The 21,908-nt window shown below is 68.2% G+C and carries 21 protein-coding genes; 14 read left to right on the forward strand and 7 right to left on the reverse strand.

Annotated features, from left to right (window positions below):
* Nucleotides 1-419: 419 nt before the first annotated feature.
* The 4 genes from E3N83_RS09180 to E3N83_RS09190 form a co-directional block, all read right to left on the reverse strand.
* Nucleotides 420-908, reverse strand: a complete 489-nt coding sequence (locus E3N83_RS09180) for a hypothetical protein (RefSeq protein ID WP_151082979.1) — start codon at nucleotides 906-908, stop codon at nucleotides 420-422.
* A 10-nt stretch (nucleotides 909-918) separates the two neighbouring features.
* On the reverse strand, nucleotides 919-1,569 hold the full coding sequence (locus E3N83_RS09185) for a COG4705 family protein (RefSeq protein ID WP_238343136.1): 651 nt from the start codon (nucleotides 1,567-1,569) through the stop codon (nucleotides 919-921).
* Between the two features lie 14 nt (nucleotides 1,570-1,583).
* The gene (locus E3N83_RS19975) at nucleotides 1,584-1,751 is read right to left on the reverse strand and encodes a hypothetical protein (RefSeq protein ID WP_238343137.1); all 168 of its coding nucleotides are present in this window, start codon (nucleotides 1,749-1,751) and stop codon (nucleotides 1,584-1,586) included.
* 585 nt (nucleotides 1,752-2,336) lie between these two features.
* Nucleotides 2,337-2,570 (reverse strand): hypothetical protein, encoded by a 234-nt coding sequence (locus E3N83_RS09190; RefSeq protein WP_151082980.1) that lies wholly within the window; start codon nucleotides 2,568-2,570, stop codon nucleotides 2,337-2,339.
* Nucleotides 2,571-3,180: 610 nt separating this feature from the next.
* Between E3N83_RS09190 and E3N83_RS09195 the strand changes: the two genes are divergently transcribed.
* The 8 genes from E3N83_RS09195 (at nucleotide 3,181) to E3N83_RS09230 (ending at nucleotide 12,095) form a co-directional block, all read left to right on the forward strand.
* Entirely contained in the window at nucleotides 3,181-3,378 is a 198-nt protein-coding gene (locus E3N83_RS09195) for a hypothetical protein (protein WP_151082981.1), read from the forward strand.
* 1,070 nt (nucleotides 3,379-4,448) lie between these two features.
* The gene (locus tag E3N83_RS09200; protein WP_151082982.1) at nucleotides 4,449-5,057 is read left to right on the forward strand and encodes a hypothetical protein; all 609 of its coding nucleotides are present in this window, start codon (nucleotides 4,449-4,451) and stop codon (nucleotides 5,055-5,057) included.
* A gap of 322 nt (nucleotides 5,058-5,379) precedes the next feature.
* Nucleotides 5,380-5,628, forward strand: coding sequence for a transposase (locus E3N83_RS20335; protein WP_151082983.1), 249 nt, complete (start codon nucleotides 5,380-5,382; stop codon nucleotides 5,626-5,628).
* Between the two features lie 285 nt (nucleotides 5,629-5,913).
* The gene (locus tag E3N83_RS09210; RefSeq protein ID WP_238343138.1) at nucleotides 5,914-7,698 is read left to right on the forward strand and encodes a cytochrome b5 domain-containing protein; all 1,785 of its coding nucleotides are present in this window, start codon (nucleotides 5,914-5,916) and stop codon (nucleotides 7,696-7,698) included.
* 254 nt (nucleotides 7,699-7,952) lie between these two features.
* Nucleotides 7,953-9,209, forward strand: a complete 1,257-nt coding sequence (locus tag E3N83_RS09215; protein ID WP_151082984.1) for a cytochrome P450 — start codon at nucleotides 7,953-7,955, stop codon at nucleotides 9,207-9,209.
* A gap of 6 nt (nucleotides 9,210-9,215) precedes the next feature.
* Nucleotides 9,216-10,193 carry a PDR/VanB family oxidoreductase gene (locus E3N83_RS09220; protein WP_151082985.1) on the forward strand — a complete coding sequence of 326 codons (978 nt, stop codon included), beginning with the start codon at nucleotides 9,216-9,218 and terminating at the stop codon, nucleotides 10,191-10,193.
* Nucleotides 10,194-10,204: 11 nt separating this feature from the next.
* Complete coding sequence (locus E3N83_RS09225; protein WP_151082986.1) at nucleotides 10,205-11,245, forward strand: aromatic ring-hydroxylating oxygenase subunit alpha; 1,041 nt, start codon at nucleotides 10,205-10,207, stop codon at nucleotides 11,243-11,245.
* Between the two features lie 49 nt (nucleotides 11,246-11,294).
* Nucleotides 11,295-12,095, forward strand: coding sequence for an acetoacetate decarboxylase family protein (locus tag E3N83_RS09230; protein ID WP_151082987.1), 801 nt, complete (start codon nucleotides 11,295-11,297; stop codon nucleotides 12,093-12,095).
* A 98-nt stretch (nucleotides 12,096-12,193) separates the two neighbouring features.
* On the opposite strand, the gene E3N83_RS09235 is transcribed toward E3N83_RS09230, so the two are convergent.
* Entirely contained in the window at nucleotides 12,194-13,537 is a 1,344-nt protein-coding gene (locus E3N83_RS09235) for a glutamine synthetase family protein (protein WP_151082988.1), read from the reverse strand.
* A 74-nt stretch (nucleotides 13,538-13,611) separates the two neighbouring features.
* On the opposite strand from E3N83_RS09235, the gene E3N83_RS09240 reads away from it, so the two are divergent.
* Nucleotides 13,612-14,424: a type 1 glutamine amidotransferase gene (locus E3N83_RS09240; protein ID WP_202879368.1), complete on the forward strand. Its 813-nt coding sequence runs from the start codon at nucleotides 13,612-13,614 to the stop codon at nucleotides 14,422-14,424.
* A gap of 19 nt (nucleotides 14,425-14,443) precedes the next feature.
* Nucleotides 14,444-15,112, forward strand: a complete 669-nt coding sequence (locus E3N83_RS19785) for a MarR family winged helix-turn-helix transcriptional regulator (RefSeq protein ID WP_202879369.1) — start codon at nucleotides 14,444-14,446, stop codon at nucleotides 15,110-15,112.
* 4 nt (nucleotides 15,113-15,116) lie between these two features.
* Here E3N83_RS19785 and E3N83_RS09250 read toward each other — a convergent pair whose 3' ends face one another.
* Nucleotides 15,117-15,821, reverse strand: a complete 705-nt coding sequence (locus E3N83_RS09250) for a gamma-glutamyl-gamma-aminobutyrate hydrolase family protein (protein WP_151082989.1) — start codon at nucleotides 15,819-15,821, stop codon at nucleotides 15,117-15,119.
* A 146-nt stretch (nucleotides 15,822-15,967) separates the two neighbouring features.
* Between E3N83_RS09250 and E3N83_RS09255 the strand changes: the two genes are divergently transcribed.
* The 4 genes from E3N83_RS09255 (at nucleotide 15,968) to E3N83_RS09270 (ending at nucleotide 20,299) form a co-directional block, all read left to right on the forward strand.
* Nucleotides 15,968-17,413 carry an aldehyde dehydrogenase family protein gene (locus E3N83_RS09255; RefSeq protein ID WP_238343139.1) on the forward strand — a complete coding sequence of 482 codons (1,446 nt, stop codon included), beginning with the start codon at nucleotides 15,968-15,970 and terminating at the stop codon, nucleotides 17,411-17,413.
* Between the two features lies 1 nt (nucleotide 17,414).
* Entirely contained in the window at nucleotides 17,415-18,365 is a 951-nt protein-coding gene (locus E3N83_RS09260) for a DODA-type extradiol aromatic ring-opening family dioxygenase (RefSeq protein ID WP_151082991.1), read from the forward strand.
* 20 nt (nucleotides 18,366-18,385) lie between these two features.
* On the forward strand, nucleotides 18,386-19,264 hold the full coding sequence (locus E3N83_RS09265) for a fumarylacetoacetate hydrolase family protein (protein ID WP_151082992.1): 879 nt from the start codon (nucleotides 18,386-18,388) through the stop codon (nucleotides 19,262-19,264).
* A gap of 105 nt (nucleotides 19,265-19,369) precedes the next feature.
* Nucleotides 19,370-20,299, forward strand: coding sequence for a TIGR03619 family F420-dependent LLM class oxidoreductase (locus E3N83_RS09270; RefSeq protein WP_151082993.1), 930 nt, complete (start codon nucleotides 19,370-19,372; stop codon nucleotides 20,297-20,299).
* Between the two features lie 69 nt (nucleotides 20,300-20,368).
* Here E3N83_RS09270 and E3N83_RS09275 read toward each other — a convergent pair whose 3' ends face one another.
* Nucleotides 20,369-21,895 (reverse strand): APC family permease, encoded by a 1,527-nt coding sequence (locus tag E3N83_RS09275; RefSeq protein ID WP_151082994.1) that lies wholly within the window; start codon nucleotides 21,893-21,895, stop codon nucleotides 20,369-20,371.
* Between the last annotated feature and the right edge of the window lie 13 nt (nucleotides 21,896-21,908).

Here is a 21,908-nt window from a genome sequence, read left to right on the forward strand (position 1 = left end):
GGCCCCCGGTTTCGGGAAGTGGGCCCGGGGGCCGCCCCTTGCCACAGGCGAATAGGTCGCAGCGTTTCGTGTCCCGCTAAGGATGGGTGAGGGCCGAGTCAGCGCGCCGCGCAGACCGAAGGTCCGAATCCGGGCCGCGGAGCGCACCACGCGCACCCGGAACCCGCTTCGTGCCACGATCTGGGGCGCGTCTCCGACGTGGCTCGAGGACGCGGGGGAGACCTCGGACGGTACGCCCGCCACTCAGTTTTGGGAAGGGCTTGCCGACGCAAGGAACGTCCCGCTGCGCCGAGTCGCACCCGGGTCGCGGGAAACGCCCACCGCCGGGGCATGGGGCACCCGGAGGTTCCTTCAAACTAGCGGTGCAGCCCGTCAGCGAGAATCACCTCTTTGGGCCATGTAGGAAACGGCCTCGCGACTCACCGCCCCGCCCGGTTGGGTTCCAAATCCTGGGTCTTGTACCCATGGCGGATGGTGATGACCGGGATCTTGAAGTGCGCCAGACGGTGTGCGAGATCCTGGTGCAGCCAGGAGGAGAGGTGGTGGGGAGGGACGTCGAGGATGATCTCGTCGACCGGCTCGCTGAACAGCGCCTCCTCGATGGCGTCCATCGGGTCGTGGCGCACCGATACCGACGCGATCACCGGCGCGCCAGCCGCGAGCTCGAGTTGGGGCAGCGCGGAGCGGAGGGTGACCTCTGCCTCAGCGGCCCTGTCGTGACGCTCCGGCTGGAGCGGGTGGAGTTCGGCTCGGGCCGGGTTGAGCACGATCAGCCGGAACTTGGCATCCCCGGTCTCGGCGCGGTGCCGGATGGCGTCGCGCAAAGACTTGGTGGGCTCAACGGCATCGGTAACGACCAGCACCCGGTGAGCGCTGGGCGTAGGCGACGTAGTAGACGATTCAGGCATCGGTGTCTCCTCAGACTTCTTCGGCGACGCGAGCGCGCTGTTGACGCTGGTCCCGGGCTTCGGTGCGGTCCTTGTCGGTCACGGTCAGGTAGATCACCACGGCTAGAATCGTGCCCAGGAAGAGGACGCTGGTGCCCAGCGTCCCCAGGGCGAGACCGCCGTCGGCCTTCGGCGAGGCCAGGTAGTCCCCGATGTTCGCGCCGAGCGGGCGGGTCAGGATGTAGGCCAGCCAGAAGCACAGAACCGGCCCTGCGCCGAGCTTCCACGCGACCAGGACCGCCAGGATCAGGCTCAGCGGGAGCAGCACGGACTTGCCCGGCGACCAGCCGGTCAGCTCCAGCGTCCAGTCGCCGGCCGCGGTGCCCAGGGCGAAGGTGACCAGGACCGTCAACCAGTACCACGCCTCACGCGGGGTGGTGACGATGGTGTGGATCGACAAGGTGTGCTCGCGGGCGTACCAGATCGAGAAGACCGCGGCGAGGAGCACGGCGAATACTGTGGTGCTGATCCACAGCGGCACGCCCTGGCCGTCGGTGAGGTTGTCGGTCAGCAGGGTCCCCACGACGCTGATCAGGACAACGCTGAGCCAGTACACGCTGGGCACGTAACGACGCAGCCCGAACTGCGCAACCAGCGCGGCGATCAAGGCCGCGGAGAACACCAACGTCGTGTTGGTCAGCCCAAAGCCAAGGGTCTCGTTGATCCAAGGGTCTCGTTGATGTAGTCGGCGAAGCTCTCACCCACCGTCGTGCACAAGATCTTGATGATCCAGAAGTAGACGGTGACCTCGGGCACCTTGTTCAGCATCCGCCGTCCGGTCGTCACTACGGGAACTGTGGTCATGACGTCCAGCCTGAGGGGTCGGATCTGCTGCGGACCTGACTACCGGACGGCACATGGCGAGACCGGACCACAATCGGGTGCCCGCGGAAGAGCGCCAGCCACCAGGTCCGGTTGACGGGACCTCGACGTCCGATCGGCCTTCTGGAGGGTTACTCCGATCACTCGGATGGCCAACCGGCTGCCTCGTTGCATTGAGGACACCTGCTGCCGTGTGGGAAACGTTCGAAGGGATAACGGCTTCGTCCAAACTCCTGAAGCTCGAGGACGCTGATCCCGCACAGCGTGAAGTTGGAGGCGTCGGCGGCGTGGATCTTCCCGCGGGGGGTTCTCACCTTGCGGGTCCCCCGCCTAGATCGAGAGCGTTTCGTCTTCTCGCCGTCGGCGAAGGTCCGAAACACAGGCACTCCCCAATCGTTGCTCGCGTGCCGCGGTCGTGAAAGCGCTTTGCCGGACACAGGGCCGTGTCTCGACGAGGCGCACACCGCGACGGCCCAGGCCGCGATGTGAGGCTTTCCGAGTGCCCGCACCAGAGGTACCCGATCGCGAGCAGAGGCAAACCTGAGAGCCCCTGGGGTGAGCAGCGCGCTAGTGGAGGTCGATGTCGAGAGGTTGGCCGCGATTGAGGGTGTCGAGGGCGTTCCGACACCAGTCGTGTGGGCAGTTGATGCCATGGTGCGCGAGCGCGGCACGGAGAACCTCGGCCGCCTCGTCGAGGGACCGGCCCTGAGTCTCGTCGTGGATGCGGCGGACCGTTTCCTCGACCTTCCCACCGATGTCGTTGAACATGTTGGCGAGGGCGCCGCTGTCGATGCTGGGCATGGCCGAGATCCGTTCCCTGGTTTGCGTCGAACCGAGTGCTCGACGGGTCCGGACGGTACCTCGCAGCGAGGAGGTTGGGGGTGGGATTGGCCAGGTCTGTAAGGCCGCCACCGGGTACCAAGGGTGCGACCTGGCGCGGTGGCTAAGTCTTCACCTCGGTTTGTTGCGAAAAGCAACGACTTTCGGTGGTTAACCGGTTACCGTCGTAGCCGAGGTCGCTTCTTACCCCCCTTGGAGCGGCCGGGAGCCGCGTCCCCCCCGGCGTGGCCCAGTGCCTCACCCGACCTCGGCCGGGTGGGGCGCCGAATTACGCCGGGACCGGCAGGTAGACGTGCCCGGACTCGACGGTAAGGAGGGTGCCGGCACTCCTGTCTCGCCAGACGAAGCCCCCGCCACCATGCCGGGGCAGCGGAGGCTTCGCTGGGTGGGCCCGAGGGTTCCCGCCCATCGCCGTGTTCCCAGAGAGGCGCGCTCTCTTGCCGCGGCAGGATCCACGTTAATCCTGAACTCCGAGTGAGGCTATGGGCCATAGGCCCCATTTCTCGAGTGCCACCGAGGCAGGGACCTTCGCCCCTTGTTCGGTGAGCGGGCTGGTTCGGAGCATGGCGGGATGGCGTGGTTCTTCCGTGCGATCGAAACCGTGCAGGGCACGTGGGGCTGCCATCACGGCGCCCAACTGTTCGACGAACACACGACCCTGGATGAGGCCCTGGCCCACCTCCGGGCCCTGGCGGCCGAACTGCAGCCAGTGGGCGAGATCTTCATCCACCCCGTGGGCGGTCAAGTGCGGGCCGACTGCGGACGTTAGTGGCTGGCGGCGCGGACGATCCTGTCGCACAACGGACACCGTTTCGAGGGTGGGCTGGCGCTGAACGGCAACTGCTTGAACGTTCGCATCCGCAACAGTCCGAAGCCGCAAACGGTCGCCTCCCCGCCCTCAAGGTAGGCGTGCTGCTTTCCGACGGGTACCTCGCTCACGTCCCGGTGCGACCGGGGGAAGGCCGCGACGCGGTAGTCGGTCATCCTCGATGGTCGCATGCATCGAGGCGTGATCTCGCTGCCGACGTGGAGCGCCCCGCCGACTGTCTCCGATCACCGGCGGGGCGACCCCCCACGATCGCTCGGAGAACGCCGCAGGGACGTCGTACAGGTTAGAACTTGATGCAGGTGCGGGGCCAGGACTGGCCATCACGAGCCCCCAGCCTCCCGTCTCGGAGGATTAGGGTGGCAGCGAGCGCTCGCCCAGGACCGCGGCGGCCGATGGTCTAGCGCAGCCGGAGGACCTAACCATGACGCTGCCGAGAGTGCATCCGGCCGTGAGAACCGTTGAAGCTCGGGCGACACGGGAATTCGACACGTGGCTGATTGAGACGGTCGAGATTCCGCGCGTTCGGGTGCACGTCGCGTCTTTGGCGAACGTGGAGGCTGCGGTCAACCGGGCTCTCGCAGCTCGGCGTCAGGGGCCGCATGCGCCGATCCGGATTCACATCTACTGGTATCGGTAGGCGGGCGAGTCCCGTCGGGAACGGGAGGTTTCCGACGGGACGCGGTCTCGGCGAGTCTGGAGATCGCGCGAGATCCACAGATTACGTCGCCATGTCGGCCCCGTGAAGCCCTGGAGAGACGAAGCCGCCCCACCCGGTCGCCAGAAAAACCCGGTGGGGCGGCTTCGTCCCGAGGGTACGTGAGAAGCCGCCCCGCCCGGGACGGGGACCTGGGCGGGGCGGCGAAGTCGCGTTCGGCGCGCGACCGGTCGAGGGTAACCCGAGATGCGAGATACAACGGCACCCGTGCGCTTAGAGTTCCCTGCACCAGTCCAGACCAGGGGGAACCATGCGAATTGTTCGAACTCTTGCGAGCGCGCTCACGCGTCAATGGATGGGCGCCCTCGCGCTCTTCCTCGTCCTCGGCACCGGCACCGCTTATGCGGCCTCGTCGATGTGGACGGGCGCCAACGTCGTGGATGGCAGCCTGACGGGCGCAGATGTCCAAGACGGCTCGCTCAGCGGGACAGATATCCAGAACGGATCGATCACCTCGAGCGACCTCGCGTCGGGAACGGTCTCTGGTGGTAGCGGCTCAGCCACGGTGCTGCAGTGGGATGATCAGGGACCGTTCGACTTCGCCGCTAGTCCGAATTCCCAAGAGACTCTCGCCACCAAGACCTTCACTACCGCGACCGACGGCTTTGTGGATTTTAGATTCGCTGGTCAGATCGCTGGAGACGCGAACGTTTGCAACAGTCAGAGCGGATACTTTGCGGTTGCCGACGCCATCATCGATGGCAGCCGAAAGGCTGGCCTCGAGGTTGATATTGAGGACGATGGCGCTGGCCCGGCCACTGGATACCAAGAGCGCGTTAGTTCGACGTACCTCACGGCGGGGACGCACACGATCAGCCTTACGAGCCACGTCTACGACTGCACCGCCCCCCAAGGCAACTTCCACCTGACCGGTTTGCATGTCTTGGCGACGAACCCCAGCTAGGCGTTCTAGCGGCACGGCCCATGAACGAAGAAACCCGCCGGAGCCTCGGGTCTCCAGCGGGCTTCAATGTCGACCCGTCAGGCTGAGCCATCACACCGACTACTTGGCGCGCGAAGAGATGCCGCGCCCCCACGGGCAGCCAACCTCTCGGCGCAAGAGCCGCCTGTGAACTTCGTCCCGGCAGGTTCTTCCACCCTTAGAACGAGGCCCGCCACAGATCGTGACGTGGCAAAACGAACACACGTACATGGCCCGTGGTGAAGTGACCCCCGTTCGGTGAACACCTCCAGACTTGGCATTGAGCCAGGGAGGGAGGGCCCGGATGGGTCGACGGAGCCAGTACCCCGAGGAGTTCCGGCAGCGTGCTGCGCTGCTGGTGTTGGACAGTCATCGCAGCATCCGTGATGTGGCTGCGGAGTTGGGGATCAACCACGAGACGTTGCGGAACTGGGTCAAGCCGCGAAGCGGGACCGCGCTGCTGGTCCGGCGGGGTTGCCGGGTGATGAGCGGATGGAGCTGGCGGCGTTGCGGCGTCGGGTCGCTGAGCTTGAGCTGGAGCGGGAGATCTTGAAAATAGCCGCGGTCTTCTTCGCCAAGGAGACGGGCCGGTGAGCCGCGGACGGGTCTGCGCGTTCATCGCTGCGGAGAAGACCACCTATGGAGTGCGCCGGCCGTGCCGGGTGTTCTCCACTGCCTGTGCCAGGCGGATGCAGCGCTCGATGAGAGACCCACCTCTCTGAGAGTGACTTGGATCATGGGAAGGATAATCAGACCCAACCGAGATGGCGACCACTCCTAGCCAAGTTCGCGGTCGCCCGAGTGCTGGACGCTCGAGGGTGTCCGGACCAGCGGGTCCTTGACGCTCGTTGCCGGCCGCCCGTACGTTTGGGGCCAAACGACCGAGGAGCCGGAGGGATTCATGCGAGCACTCATCGCGGGTGGTGGCATGGCTGGACTGATGTCCGCCCTGGCCCTGCGGGAGTCGGGTGCCTTCACCACGATCGACGTCTTTGAGCAGACGCGGGTACCGAGCACCGCGGGGGCAGGGCTGAACATCCCCCCGAACGCCGCACGGTTGAGCCGGTGGCTGGGCGTCGACCTCGACGGTGGCGATCCCAAGGGGCCATCGGGCGCGATCGACGGCGGCAGGGCGGCGATCCTCCACGAGACGCGGATGGTCTGGCCGGACGGCTCCATCACGCGCAAGCCGATGGACCACGACACTGCAGCCGGCGACAACGCCGGCTTCCACCACATGCACCGTCTCGACCTGCTGATGTGCCTGCACAAGCGGGTCCTCGATTTCGCGCCCGAGACCGGGTCCGACTGCCCGATCCAGGTCCACATGGCGAAGGGCGTGGAGGCCGTCACCCAGGACGCGGAGTCTGTGACCGCCATCTTCACCGACGGCACGAGCGAGACCGGCGACCTGCTGATCGGCGCCGACGGGATCAACTCCCAGGTACTCGACGCGGTCTGGCCGGGTGTGTCGACCAAGCGCTGGACCGAGGTCGTCGTCTACCGCGGCCTGGTCCCGCGCGACAAGGTCGCGGCGGCGCGCAAGCCCGACGGCAGCCCGCTCGACTTCAACCCCATCGAGACGATGTCGATGGACTCCCGCGAGACCCCGGTCGCGCAGCACCTCACCTACTGGGTCCGCGGCGGCGAGCTGCTCAACGTATGGCTCGCGTACTACGAGCCCAACGCCGAGGAGTTCGAGCGCGAGGAGGGCGACTGGTTCCCCGCCGACCGCGACGAGATGGTCGGCCAGATGAGCAAGGCGTTCGAGGGCGACCCGCGCCACGACGACGTCGTCACGCTGACCGGACTGATCGAGAACCCGACGAAGTGGGGGCTCTACGACCGGGACGCGCTCGAGAGCTGGGTCGAGGGTCGCGTCGGCCTGGTGGGCGACGCGGCGCACCCGATGCTGCCGACCTACGGGCAGGGCGCCGCCCAGGCCTTCGAGGACGCCGCGGCGCTGGGCAAGGCCTTCGAGCTTCACAGCGCGGACATCTACAGCGCGCTGCTGCACTACGAGCGCGTGCGCTACTACCGGGCGACGCGTTTCCAGTTCGCGTCGAAGTTCCTCTTCAAGCACCTCGAGCCGCCGGACTCACCCGAGCGCCGGGCGATCCTCGCGGCGGTCAACGAGCGCGACTATCCCATGTTCGACCACAACGAGCGTGCGGGCAGCGATGACTCGTGGATCTACGCTTTCGACGCGCGCGAGATCGGCGAGAAGCTGCCGCTGCGCAAGCTCGGGCCGTGGGACTTCCGCTCGCGGACCCAAGCGCTCGGCGACAGCCGGCGGGAGATCGCCCACAACCTCTGGAAGCCGGAGAAGCCCTGGACGGGGGACCGGCCCGTCACGCGAGAGGAGCTCGCTCAGCACGCGACGTTCGACGATTGCTGGGTCGTCATCCGGGGCAAGGTCTACGACTTCACCGAGTGGAAGGACCACCATCCGGGCGGCCCGTTCGTCGCGCGCATGTACGGAGGCAAGGACGCCACCGCGGAGTTCGGCGAGTTCCACAGCCGGCTCGCGGAGAAGCACATGGCGAACTTCTGCGTCGGTCCGCTCGTCGGAGCGGCTGCCGAGCGAGCCGGTGACGCTTTCGAGGCCCACGAGCGGGCGTAGCCAGGCACCTCTTTGCCGCCTGCTCCTCACGCGGCTACCCGGCGACGCTGATGGGGGCGCACTCCGCGACGCACTCCGTCACTGGAAACCCGAGCGAGCGCACGAGATTCCCTGAGAGCGGGCGGCCGCCGGTCAGACCAGTGCCGAGGCGGTCGCCGGTGGGAGGACCCTTGACCGGCCCTGCTCGCTCGTTCTACGGTTACGTTCGGATCCAAACGAATCTAGCGACCAGCAGGTCTCGAGGGAGTTCAGCGATGCAGCCACCGCCCGTCCCGCTCGACCAGGTGGACCTCGCGGACCTCGACGTCTTCGAACGCAACGAGGCGTGGGGCATGTTCGACACGCTGCGACGCGAGGCGCCGGTGCACTGGAACGAGGAGCACGACGGTGGGTCTGGCTTCTGGTCGATCACGCAGTACGACGACATCGAGCGGATCGACAAGGACCCCGAGACGTTCACGTCGACCCACTTCACCAACCTCGAGGAGCCACCGGCCGAGTTCCAGGACTTGCGCCGGTCGATCCTCGAGACCGACGGGCCGCGGCACCTGGCCCTGCGCAAGCTCCTGATGCGCGACTTTTCGCCAGCACAGCTGCGCCGCTATGAGGACTTCCTGCGCGGGCTCGCCCAGCTCACCGTTGCGGCGGCACTGCAGCAGGAGGAGATGGACTTCGTCGACGCCATCGCGGCCGACTACCCGATCGCCGTCCTTGCGCGGCTGCTCGACACGCCCGCGGACATGACCCCGCAGCTGATCTCCTGGGGGAACGAGATCGTCGGCTTCTCTGACCCGGACTACGCGCGCGTCCTGGTGAACTCCGAGGAGGCGAAGAAGTACCGGCATCTGCCGTTCAGCTCACCAGTCTCGCAGGAGATCTTCGAGTACGGCCGCACTCTTGCCGCCGAGCGCAAGGGCGGCGAGGGCGAGGACCTGGTGAGCAAGCTGGTCAACCGGATCCCCGAGGACGGTGTGCCGCTCTCGCCCGAGCACTATGACAACTACTTCCTGTTGCTCGTCGTGGCCGGCAACGAGACCACCCGGCAGGCGATCAGTCACTCGATGAAGGCGCTGATCGACAACCCGACCCAGATGCAGTGGCTCGTCGAGCACCCCGAGAAGACCCAGGTGGCGGTCGAGGAGTTCCTGCGGTACGCCTCGCCGGTCTACCACTTCCGGCGTACGGCGACCCGCGACGTCGAGCTGCACGGCCAGCGGATCAAGGCTGGCGACAAGGTCGTCATGTGGTGGGCGTCGGGAAACCGCGACGAGACCAAGTTCGAGGACCCGTACGCGCTGCGGCTCGACCGTATGCCCAACGACCACATGTCGTTCGGCAAGGGTCCGCACACCTGCATGGGCTCGAACCTGGCGCGCCTGGAGATGAGGATCCTCTTCGAGACGTTGCTGCCGCAGGTCGCCGAGATCACCCAGACCGGGGACCTCGTGCGGGTGCGGAGCAACTTCGTGAACGGCATCAAGAAGTTCCCCGTCCGCATCGTCACGAAGTAGTCGCCGATGACCGCGATCCCGACCACCGTCCGCGAGCACGAGAGCGACCTCGTCGTCGTCTCGGCCACGCACGTCGCCGACGGCGTGGTCGAGCTGCGGCTCGCCGACACGTCCGGGGCCGGCCTGCCGCCGTGGACCCCCGGAGCGCACGTCGACCTCGTGCTCGTCGACGACCTGGTCCGGCAGTACTCGCTGTGCGGAGACCCGGCGGACCCCGAGACGTACACGGTGGCGGTGCTGCTCGAGCCGGAGTCGCGTGGAGGGTCGTCGTACGTCCACGACAAGCTGACGACGGGGAGCGGAGTCAGGGTGCGGGGGCCGCGCAACCACTTCCCGTTGCTGGCCTCGCCGCGCTACGAGTTCATCGCCGGTGGGATCGGGATCACGCCGATGCTGCCGATGGTCGCCGAGGCGGACGCCTCCGGCGCCGACTGGCACCTGAGCTACGGCGGTCGCACACCGGCGTCGATGGCCTACGCCGACCGTCTCGTCGCGACGTACGGCGAGCGAGTCACGCTCGTACCGTTCGACCAGGACGGACCGCTGGACCTCCCCACGATCCTGGATGATCCCGCCGCCGACACGCTGGTGTACTGCTGCGGGCCCGAGGGCCTGCTCGAGGCGGTCGAGTCGGTCTGCACCGCCTCGTGGCCGGCAGGGGCGCTCCACCTCGAGCGGTTCGCGGCCAAGGCGAGCGAGGCACCCGCCGACGGAGAGCGGTCCTTCGAGCTGGAGCTCGCCGCATCCGGGGTCACCCTGCAGGTGCCGCCGGACAAGTCCGTCTTCGACGTCATCCAGGACGCCGGCATCAGCGTACTCGGCTCCTGCCACGAGGGCATCTGCGGCACCTGCGAACAAGCCGTGCTCGAGGGCGAGGTCGACCACCGCGACTCCGTGCTCAACGAGTCCGAGCGCGCCGCCAACGACGCGATGATGGTGTGCGTGTCCCGGTGCCTGTCGGACCGCCTGGTCCTGGACATGTGAGGGGTGAGGTTGTGAGCTCCCGTCCGACCACGACGACCATGCCGACCGATTGCTGGTACGCCGCCGCCGCCTCGCCCGACGTCGGCCGCCACCTGCTGGCGGTACGCCCGCTCGAGACGCCGGTCGTGCTGTGGCGCACCGAAGGAGGAGACGTCGTCGCACTGCAGGACCGCTGCGCCCACCGCGCCTACCCGCTGTCGGCGGGTGCGCTCGACGGCGACACCGTGCGCTGTGGCCTGTGCGGCTTCGAGTACGACACCGGCGGCCAGTGCGTCGCGGTGCCGACCCAGCCGCGGGTCCCGTTCGGCGCCCACGTCGCGTCGTACCCGGTGCAGGAACGCGACGGCGTCGTGTGGCTGTGGCTCGGTGAGTCGGGGCGCGCCCGGCTCCACCGCGTGCCGGAGCTGCCGTGGCTGACCGACGAGCGCTGGTCAACGGTCGGGGACACCGCCGAGGTCGCGGCCGGCGCTCTGCTGCTGCACGAGAACTTCGCCGATGTGACCCAGGTGCCGTTCGTCGCCCCGGAGATCGCACCTGCGGCCCTCGCCAGTGCTCCCCCGCTGGAGGTGGTGGTCACCGAGACCACGGTCCAGCTGCGCCGTGAGTTCCCTCCCTCCCCACTGCCCGCCTGGCAGGCCGAGATGCTCGGGACCGTGGACGTGGACGGCACCACGGTGCAAGGCGGGTTCTTCCTGTCGCCTGCGGCGTGGGTCGACCACTGGGACACCTCGTACGAAGGCGGGATCGCGCGGCTGCGCTTCACCCAGCTCGTCACCCCGGTCGACGACGCCTCGAGCCGGCTCCACTGGCGAGTGAGCCGGGACTTCGCGGTCGGGGATCCGGCCGCTGACGCGCGGATGCAGGAGATGTTCGCCGACTACTACGCACGGGTGCAGACCGCGATGGAGACCGCCCAGGCCACCCTCCACTGCTACGGTGCTGGGCCCGAGGTCAACGTCGCCGCCGACGTGGCCGCCCTCCGGGTGCGCGAGATCGTGCGCGGCATGGTCGCCGAGGAGCGCGCCTGGCTGACCCGCCACGCACACGTGTGATGACCATCCGGTACGACCCGAGCCCCGACTACCCGTGCCAGGAGAGACCGTGCCCGAGCTGAAGGGGTTCGCCCCGCCGTACACCGAGAGTGGCCACAGCGCGTTGATCCCGAACCCGCCGTGGTTCTACAGCGGTGACCTGCTCACCGTGGAGTACCGCACCGACGAGGACAAGGTGCGCGCCCTCCTGCCCGCTGAGGTCGACCTCGCCGACGACGATCCGGGCGCCGTCGCCTTCATCTGGGCCGACTGGCAGTCCTGTTCGACCGAGGGCGCCGAGTTGCTCGACCCTTCTCGGTCGCAGTACAAGGAGGCCTTCGCGGTGGTCCGCTGCCGCTTCGAGGGGGCCACCTACTCCCGTTGTGTCCTGATCTGGGTCACCACCGACTTCGCGATCGCCCGCGGGCTTCACCAGGGCTACCCGAAGAAGCTCGGCTCGATCCACCAGACCCGACCGATGCCGTTCGGGAGGGGCGCGCCACGAGTCGAGGCAGGCGGCCGGTTCGGCGCCTCCCTCGCGGCGTACGACCATCGACTGGCGCAGGCCACGATCACGCTGACCGAGCCGAGCGACACCAACGGGTTCGTCAACTCCCTGCCGATGCTGCACCACCGCCAGGTGCGTCCGATCGAGCGCGGCGCGACCGGCTGGTCGCTCGACGAGGTCGTGACCATGAGCGGTGTGGGCTTTGAGCACGGACAAGCCTGGCAGGCGGATGCCAGCCTCGAGCTCTTCGACAGCCCGTGGGACGACGTCGCCTCCACACTGCCGGTGCGCGAGGTGATCAGCGGCTACTACATGCAGGTCGGCACCAGCTGGGACGGCGGTACGACGCTCGCCCACCGCTGACTCGAGCGGCCGCAACTGACGTCGTCGCGAGGTTTGCTCGCGGCCGTACGCCACCGGATCGGCGGAGCAGGGGCTGAGCCGCAGCCAGGAGGCCCCGGTCAGAGGTGGTAGGCGTACTCGCGGAACTCCCAGTCGGTGACGAAGTGGGCGAAGCGCTCGGTTTCATTGTGCTTGTAGGTCAGGAACGAGTCGACGAAGAAGTCGCCGAGGACCTCGCGCAGCTCGGTGTCGGCCTCGAGCGCGTCGAGAGCCTCGGGCAACGACTGAGGCAGCTTCGGGGCCGACTCGGGATCGTAGCCGTAGCCCTCGAGCGGCCTCGGGGGCTCCTGCTTGTCGCGGACTCCGAGGTAGATCGCGGCTCCGATCGCCGCGATTGCCAGGTAGGGGTTGGCGGTCGCGTCGCCGAGGCGTACCTCCATCCGGGAGGCGGCCCCGCGCTCGGGCGGGATCCGGACCATCGCGCTGCGGTTGTCGAGACCCCAGTCGATCAGCCACGGAGCCAGCGTGTCGGGACCGAACCGCTTGTAGGAGTTGATCGTGGGGTTCAGGACCGCCGCCAGTGCCGGTGCGTGCGCGAGCACGCCGGCGATCGCGTACCGGCCGATCTCGGAGAGGCCGTGCTCCCCGCCCGGGTCGCCGAAGAGATTCTGCTCGTCCTGGTCCACGAGCGACACGTGCAGGTGGAAGCCGCTGCCGCCTTCGTCGTTGAAGGGCTTGGCCATGAACGTGGCGAGCATGCCCTCGTGGCGGGCGATCTCCTGCACCGCCGATTTCATCCGGAAGGCGCGGTCGGCGGCGTCGAGCAGGTCGGAGTGGTCCAGGTTGATCTCGAACTGACCACCGCAGAACTCGTGGTTGGCCGCGGTCACTCGCAGCGACGCGTCACGCAGGTAGCGCAGCATGGTCAGCAGCACGCCGCGTGGGTCGCCCTTGCGGCCGACCACGTAGACGTTGCCCGGGGCGTCGGCATACCGCTTCCAGCCGGTCGGTGAGGCGGTGTCCTCCTCCAGAAGATAGAACTCCAGCTCCGGACCGACCACGGCGGAAAGGCCGAGCTCGGCGAGCCGCTCACGGACGCGCCGCGCCACCTCGCGGGGGGACTCCTCCGCGGGGGCGCCACCGAGGACTGTGGTGTCCGCCAGGCACCAGAGGGCGCCCGGCTCCCACGGCAGGTCGGTCAGCGTCGAGAGGTCGGGGTGGGCGCTGATGTCGGGCAGTCCCGACTCGACGCCGCCCTGTACCGGGACTACGTCACCCATCGGCGAGGTGTGGTAGACGGCGCGGCAGAAGGCGATGCCGTGGCCCAGGGTCGTCTCGAGCTCTTCGAGCAGCACGTCACGTCCGCGATCGACGCCGATGAGGTCGGGATAGGAGACGCGGATGACGTCGATGCCCTTGGCCCTCAGCTCTTCGATCAGGGCGGACACATCGGTGCTGGTCATAGAAGCTCCCTGACTACCCGGCGACCACTTCGTTCGGGACCGAACGATAGTCGGCTTCGGACGGGTTGGGAAGAGTGTCCACGCAGATCGGTGTGGTTGCACCCGGCTTCGGCGGTATATGTTTGGGTCCGAACGAAAGGTTTCATATGCGCGCGCTGTTCATCCAGCACGACCACGCGTCACCGGTCAGTCACATCGGCGACCAGTTCGAGGCGCGAGGGTTCGAGGTCCAGGAGCTCCTGATCGTGCCCGAGGACCGGTTCCACGATCCGGGGGTGACGGCGACGTTCCCCGCCCCGACGGCGTACGACGTCCTGGTCCCGATGGGTGCGCCGTGGTCTGTCTACGACGAGGTGACGATCGGCGCGTGGGTGCTCGAGGAGCTGACCTTGCTGCGAGCAGCCCACGCTGCAGGGGTCCCGATCCTCGGCATCTGCTTCGGCGGCCAGGCGCTCGCGACCGCTCTGGGCGGTTCGGTCGTCCGTGCCGAGCGGTCCGAGATCGGCTGGTACCCGATCTCCTCGGACGAGCCCGGTCTGGTCGAACCGGGCCCCTGGTTCGAGTGGCACCACGACAAGTGGGTCGCGCCTCCGGGCGCTCGCGTGCTGGCGCACACGCCGGACGCCGAGCAGGCATTCGTCGTCGGCAGGAGCCTTGCCGTCCAGTTCCATCCTGAGCTCACCGCCTCGACGCTCCGGGGATGGCTCGAGAACGGCGGACGTGGCTACCTCGAGGCGAACGGCGCGGACGCGGACGAGTTGCTCGCCCAGACCGTGCACAGGGAAGCCGACGCCGCCGTGCGCGGGCGCCGACTCGTCGATCGTTTCCTGGACACGGTCGCCTTCGCGGACGAAGACACCCGGGCAGCCGATCTGTGCGGGTCCTAACGACCCGTAGACTGGGCGCGTGCCAGCTTCGAAGCCGCGTTCGAAGCGCGAGCAGGACGAGGCTCGTGCGCCGCAGCGCCCACCCGCGATGAACAGCGACAACTGTGACCCGTCGAGGTGCCCGTGCGACGACGCCGCGTGCTCGCTGAGCCGCTATGCCCGTGCCACCGCGGCGGCTGGGCAGGACCACGCGGCGGGGGACTTCACCCTGGAGGCCACCGAGCAGGCCGTCGCTGACCGCCTCGCGGGACTCTCGATCGACATGGCCGCGATGACCGCCGTGTCCAACATCTACCGGGCGGCGAACGCCGTGCGCAACTACGTCGAACGGCGCGTGCTCGCGCCCCACGAGCTGACCTGGACGGCCTGGGTGGTGCTCTGGGTGATCTGGATCTGGGGTGAAGTCGAGAGCCGGCACGTCGCGTCGGAGGCCGGCATCTCCAAGGGCACGCTGACGGGAGTTCAGAAGACGTTGATGTCGAAGGGCCTCGTGGACCGCACGGTGCACCCTGACGACGCGCGCCGGGTACTGCTCTCGTTGACCGACAAGGGTCAGGAGCTGATGACCGAGCTGTTCCCGGAGTTCAACGCCGAGGAGGCCTTCGTGACGGTCGACCTCGACGAGGCCGCCGTCCTCCAGCTCGCTCGCTCGCTCCGAGCGGTGGTCAAGCGCGCCGAGACCGCCTGAGCGCTCAGCGGGCGGCCGCGACGAGCGCGTCCAACAGCGCCAGCTGCGCAGGATCGCTCGTCACGGTGTCCTCCGGATGCCACTGGACGCCGAGGAACCAGCCACGCGAGCCGCGGAGCTCTGCGGCCTCGATCGTCCCGTCGGTGGCACGGGCAACGGGTTCCAGCCCGTCGCCGAGCCGGGAGACCCTCTGGTGGTGGAAGCACGAGACGGCGACGGACGGTCCGACGGCCTGGGCCAGGACGCTCCCCGGCTCCACGGCGACGTCGTGCACGACGTGACGGTGTGGTTGAGCCATGTGCTGCTCCAGGTCTCCGCCGAGCACGACGTTGGCGACGTGCCAGCCACGGCACACAGCCAAGAGCGGCACGCCCGCAGTCAGGGCCCACTGTGCCGTCGCGAAGTCGAAGGCGTCCTGCTCCTCGTCGACGTCGTAGACCTCGTCGCTCGTCGTGCTCTGGCCGTACGACGCGGGGGACACGTCGCCACCGCCCGGCAGGAGAACGGCGTCCGCAAAGGCCAGTCTGCGACCCGCCTCCTCGGGCGTCACCTGGCCCCCCGGAGCCCACGGATGCACGCTCAGCGGTTCACCTCCGGCGCGCAGCACCCCCTCGGACAGGGCGCGGGCGGTGGTGATCGCCCGGAAGCGGTGAGCCGAGGCGGATTCGGAGAGCCGGGCCGGGATCGCGATCAACGGACTACGTGACATCACTTGACGCCTCTCGGGCTCAGGAATACCGTTTGCATCCGAACGATACCCACAAGGGGTGCCGCGGGACCAGACCAGCCACGGTCATACCCGGCCAGACCGACAACTACCGGAGGCCCCGAATGACCAGTGCGAGAGTTGCCGGCGTGGACGTCGACACCCGACACTGGATCGGCGGCCGACGCGTGGCGAACGCCGACACGTTCGAGGACGTGTCCCCCCTCGACGGCGAGGTGATCGCCGTGGTGAGCCGTGGCGGCACGGCCGAGGTCGACGCCGCGGTGGCCGCGGCGAAGGACGCGTTCGTGGGCTGGTCACGCACCTCACCGGCCGAGCGCGCCGAGCTCCTTCGCCGGGTCGCCGCCGGCATCGAGGCGCGGATCGAGGACCTGGCGCAGGTCGAGACCCGCGACAACGGCTCGCTGCTCCGGTCGCACCGACGGGGCGTGATGCCGCGGGTCGCGATGAACATCCGGTTCTTCGCCGACCATCTCAGCTCGCTGGTGCATTCCGACTTCGACACGCGCGGGCACCGCAACCACGTGACCTGGGACCCGGCGGGTGTCACGGCCATCGTCACGCCGTGGAACGCACCGCTCATGCTGGCAACCTGGCGAATCGGTCCGGCGCTCGCCGCGGGCAACACCGTCGTCGCGAAGCCACCGGAGTGGGCGCCGTTGACCGCGTCCCTCTTCGCCGACATTGCCCATGAGGCTGGATTGCCGGCCGGCGTCTTCAACGTCGTGCAGGGCCTTGGGAACGAGGCCGGCGCACCGCTGGTCGCGCACCCGGACGTCCGGCGGATCTGCTTCACCGGTTCAGTGCCGACCTCGATCAAGGTCGGCGAGTCGGCCGCGCGCAACGTCACTCCGGTGAGCTTCGAGCTGGGAGGGAAGTCCCCACTCCTGGTGTTCGATGACGCCGACCTCGACCTGGCCGTCGACCTCGCCGTCGAGCAGTTCGACAACTCGGGCCAGGTCTGCCTCGCTGCGGTCCGCATGCTCGTGCAGGACGGAATCTACGACGAGTTCCGCGCGCGCTTCCTCGAGCGTGCCGCGACGCTCGTCCAGGGCGACTCCAGGGACGAGGGCGTCGATCTCGGGCCCTTGGTCAGCAAGTCGCACTTCGAGCGGGTCGACGGGTTCGTGAAGCGCGCCGTCGCCGGTGGCGCGGAGGTCATCCTCGGTGGTGGCCCGAACGACGAGCTCAACGTCGCCACTGGCGGCTTCTACTACCGGCCCACGGTCTTCGAGGGGGTCGACCGGACCATGGAGATCACCTGCCAGGAGGTCTTCGGCCCGGTCCTGACGCTCCAGGGCTTCTCCACCGAGGACGACGGCATTGCGATGGCTAACGACACGGACTACGGCCTCGCGGCGACGATCGTCACCGGGAGCCAGGAACGGGCGGAACGGGTCGCCTCGGCTGTCCGCGCCGGCACCGTCTGGGTCAACTGCTTCTTCGTCCGTGACCTGAGCGCGCCCTTCGGTGGGAGCGGGCGTTCCGGCATCGGCCGCGAGGGTGGCACGTGGTCATTCGACTTCTACTGTGACGTGAAGAATTCGGTGTTCGCTCCGAAAGGATGGAACTGACATGGGCGAAGTTGTCGGCGCGGGGATCCTCGCGCACGTACCCACCATCATGCTCCCCAGGGAGACGCGGCTGGCGATCAACGAGGGCAAGGAGATCTCCCTCGTTCCCGGCCTGCACCAACTGCGGGAGGAGGTCTTCGAGACCCTCGACTACGACACCGTCGTGGTCCTCGACTCGCACTGGTTCACCACGGTCGAGTTTGTCTTGACCGCGCAGGACCGCCGGGCCGGCCTGTTCACCGCCGAGGAGCTTCCTCGCGGCATGTGCCGCATCCCCTACGACTGGCGCGGCGATCCGGAGCTCGCGTTCGCGGTGGAGGCCGCCGCGCCCGCGCACAGCACCTGGATCACCGCCATCGACGACCCCTACTTGCCGATGTACTACGCGACGCTCAACCTATGGAAGTTCCTCGGGGAGGGTCTGGACAAGCGCTGGATCTCCGTCAGCGTCGCGCAGACCGGCGTCACCGAGGACTTCCTGCGGGCCGGCCGCGCCCTCGGCGACGCCATCGCGAGCACCGACCGCAAGGTCCTGCTCGTCGCTTCCGGGGCTCTGTCGCACACCTTCTGGAAGCTGCGCGAGCTGCGAGACCACGAGGCCGGCGACCCGTCGCACATCCGCACGCCGGAGGCCTACGCGGCCGATCTCGAGCGCATCGACTGGTTCAAGAACGGCGAGCACGCCAAGGTGCTCGACACGATGGACGACTTCCTCAGGTTTCGCCCGGAGGCCATGTTCGCCCACTACCTGATGATGGCTGGCGCGCTCGGCGAGGGCGATCTCCGCGCCGCTGCAAGGCAGTACGGCGAGTACGAGAACTCGATCGGGACGGGCCAGGTCCACCTGTGGTTCGACCGCCCCGCCGACGGCTTTCCCGGAACGCATCCGACCCCGCCCGATCCGGAGTACACACGCCAGACGAGCGGCCCCGACCTGCCCGCCGCAGGCTGACTTCCGAGACGAGACGACACATGACGGAGTACCGCCGAATCCTGCTCGACGGCGCCCCCGTCCAGGTCGTGCGCCACGGGGACACCCTCCGGGCCGCCGACGGACGCGAGGTGGCTGTCGACGACGCCATCCACCTGCCGCCGACCGAACCGTCCAAGATCATCGCGGTCCACCTCAACTTCAACAGCCGGACCCGTGAGTTCATGACGAAGCTGCCGCCGGCTCCCACGTACTTCCACAAGCCGGTGACAGCGCTGAACTCCCACCAGGGCGCAGTCGTGCGTCCAGAGGGCTGCCGATGGCTCAACTACGAGGGCGAGATCGTGATCGTGATCGGCCGCACCTGCCGCAACGTCTCGCCCGAGGAAGCCGGTGACTACATCGCCGGATACACGATCGGCAACGACTACGGCCTCCACGACTTCCGCGACACCGACGCGGGCTCGATGCTGCGGGTCAAGGGCTCCGACACACTCGCGCCGGTGGGCCCCGGGCTGGTCACCGACTGGGACTTCCGCGGCAAGACACTGCGCACGATCGTCAACGGCGAGACCCGGCAGGAGGCATCCACCGACGAGATGGAGTGGGACATGCACTACCTGGTCGCCGACATCGCCCGCACGATCACGCTCACGCCCGGCGACCTGCTGTTCTCGGGTACGCCGGCAAACTCACGCCCGGTGCAGCCCGGAGACGTCGTCGAGGTCGAGGTCGACGGACTCGGGCGACTGACCAACCACATCGTCACCGGCCCCGAGCCCATCCGCTCGGACGTCGGCGCACAGCCCACGGAGAGCGAAGAGGTCGTGTCCACCGCTCTCGGTGGCGACTGGGAGTTCCGGGGCATCCGCACCCCGAGCAAGGATCTCTACCCCTCCACCGTCGAGACCGACCGGTGAGCGCCCAGGCGACCGTCCTCCGCGGTTCTCGCGGCGAGAAGTGCACCGAGCTGGACACCACCTTGATCAGTCTGCGCTGACGACCGGCGTGAGGGAAGGGTGCAGATGGACCTCCGCTGGCTCATGGTGCTCACCGAGAACGACGCGCTGGTCGATCCTCGCGATCTGCGGGGGCTCGTCGACCTGGCGGTCACGGCCGAGGCCAACGGGGTCGACGGCGTCATGCTCAGCGAGCACGTCCTGCTCGGCCGCGACGCCGGGGCAGCCGGACGGATGGCCAATCCTCGCGACTACGCGGCGCCGGGCAACCAGCCGCCGTCGTACGCCTGGCCGAGCAGCCTCGTCCTGCTCTCGGCGATCGCGCAGGCGACCGAGCGGCTGCGGTTGGTCGCGGGCGCGATCATCGCACCGCTTCGCCATCCGTTGCTGCTCGCCAAGGAGCTCGGCACGCTGGACCTCTTGTCGGGCGGCCGGCTGGTCGTGCTGCCGACGGTCAGCTGGAGCCGGGACGAGTACGCCGCACTGGGCGTGCCGTTCGAGGAGCGCGGCCGGATCCTCGACGAGCAGCTCGAGGTCCTGGCCAAGGCGTGGGGCCCCTACCCGATCAGCCACGCCGGACCCCGCTTCCCGTTCACCGACATCTGGCTCGAACCAGGTGCGTCCACCTCGGAGGGGCCGCCGTTCTGGTTCGGCGGGCAGGGCATGCACCCACCGTTGATCCGTCGCCTGGTCCGCTACGGCAAGGGCCTCAACCCGTTCGGACCGTTGTCGGACGACGACCTGCGCTCGCTGGAAGCGGCGATGTCCGAGGCCGGGCGTGACCTCGCCGAACTGGAGAAAGTGGGCGGGATCCGGGCCACGTTCCGCGGGTCCGATGACGTGGCGGACCTCGACGTTGCGCTGGCCGACCTGCCCCGACAGGTGGAGCAGGGGTTCACCACGGTCTGCTTCAAGCCGGCGATGTTCTGCCGGACGGTCAAGGACCTACCCGACCTGTGTCGTCGTCTCGCGGATGCGGGCCGCAGCCTCGGCTGAGCGCGGATGGCTGCAACGAGGCCCCGGGTGCGATCACCCGGGGCCTCGTCACGCAGGCAAGATGTCAGGTCACGTGACGAGGTCGGCGATCGCGTCCTCGTTCTCCTCGGTCAATCGGATCTTGCCGACAATGGTGCCCACCACGAACATCACGAACGGCGAGACCACGAGGATCCACCCGGTGGTGTTCAGGCCCCACGGCTGCGTGCTCGGGTCCACGCCCGCCTTCACCGTCCCCGCCAGCAGCCCGAACCGGGAGGCCAGCAGCCACAGGCCGACCAGGAGCCCCCCGATGGACAGCAGCGGAGCCATCACCGAGGCCCAGACCGAGACCTCGCCCTGGCGCCGCGAGAAGAAGGCGATCACGGCGATCGAGACGAGGATCTCGACGAAGACGATGGCGAGCACCGCCAGCCCGGAGAACCAGTAGAACAGCGTGAGAACAGGGTCACGACCCTGCACGGCGAAGTCCACGATGACGAGCAGAGTGATGACCGAGGTCGTCAGGGTCGCCGTCAGCGGAGCACCCCGGCCGTTCACCCGGTCCAGCGCCTTCGGCAGCACCCCGGCACGGCCCATGGCGAAGAAGTACCGGGCCGCGGAGTTCTGGAACGCGAGCAGTCCGGCGAAGAGCGAGGAGATCACCAGCCAGGACATGACGTCGCGCATCCAACTCCCGACATAGGTCTCGGCCACCGTGAACAGCACGTTCGCCGGGTCGGTCAACGGCACCTTGTTGACCGTGGACAGCTTGACGACCTGGTCGATCACCTGCGACGAACCGAGACCTGTGACGATCGCGAACGACGCGAACCCGAAGATCACCATGATCGTGACGATCGCCAGGTACGTCGCCCGGGGCACGGTCTTGTGCGGCTCGCGCGCCTCTTCGCCGTAGATCGCGGTGGCCTCGAATCCGATGAAGGACGCGAACGCGAAGAGCAAAGCAACACCGGCTGTGCTCGCGAGCCCGCCGACGAAGATGTTCGGCAGCGAGAACGACGCCCCGAAGTTGATGCCCTCCGGCTTGTTCCCCGAGAAGAGGACGGCGAACGAGGTGACCATCAGCGACAGGAGCTCGAAACTCATCAGGACGCCGAGGACCTTCGCCCCGATGTCGACCGAGAGCGCCGAGAGCCCGGTGACGACAGCCCACGCGATGAGCACCCAAACCCACCACGACCACGAGATCCCGAAGCTCGAGTCCATCTGGCCGGCGATCACCGCGCCGAAGAACCCGTAGACCGCGAGTTGGACGGCGATGTAGGCGACCAGCGACACGAAGGCCGATCCGACCCCGGGGATGATGCCCAGGCCGCGTCCGACGAACGCGAAGAAGGCCCCGGCGTTGGTGACCTTCGTCGCCATCGCGGCGTACCCGACGGAGAAGCACAGCAAGACCACGCCGACGACCATGTAGGCGCCGGGCGCTGCCGCCCCGTTGCCGAGCACGATGGCCACCGGGACGCCGCCGGTCATGCCCACGAGCGGGGCCGCGGCGGCGACGACGAAGAAGACGATCCCGAGGATGCCGAGTCGCCCGTGATGCAGCGACGTCTGGCTCGTCTCATCAGAGGCTGGTTGGAGTTGGGTCATCCTGCTCTCCTCG

The organism is Nocardioides cynanchi, from assembly GCF_008761635.1.
Taxonomy (GTDB): domain Bacteria; phylum Actinomycetota; class Actinomycetes; order Propionibacteriales; family Nocardioidaceae; genus Nocardioides; species Nocardioides cynanchi.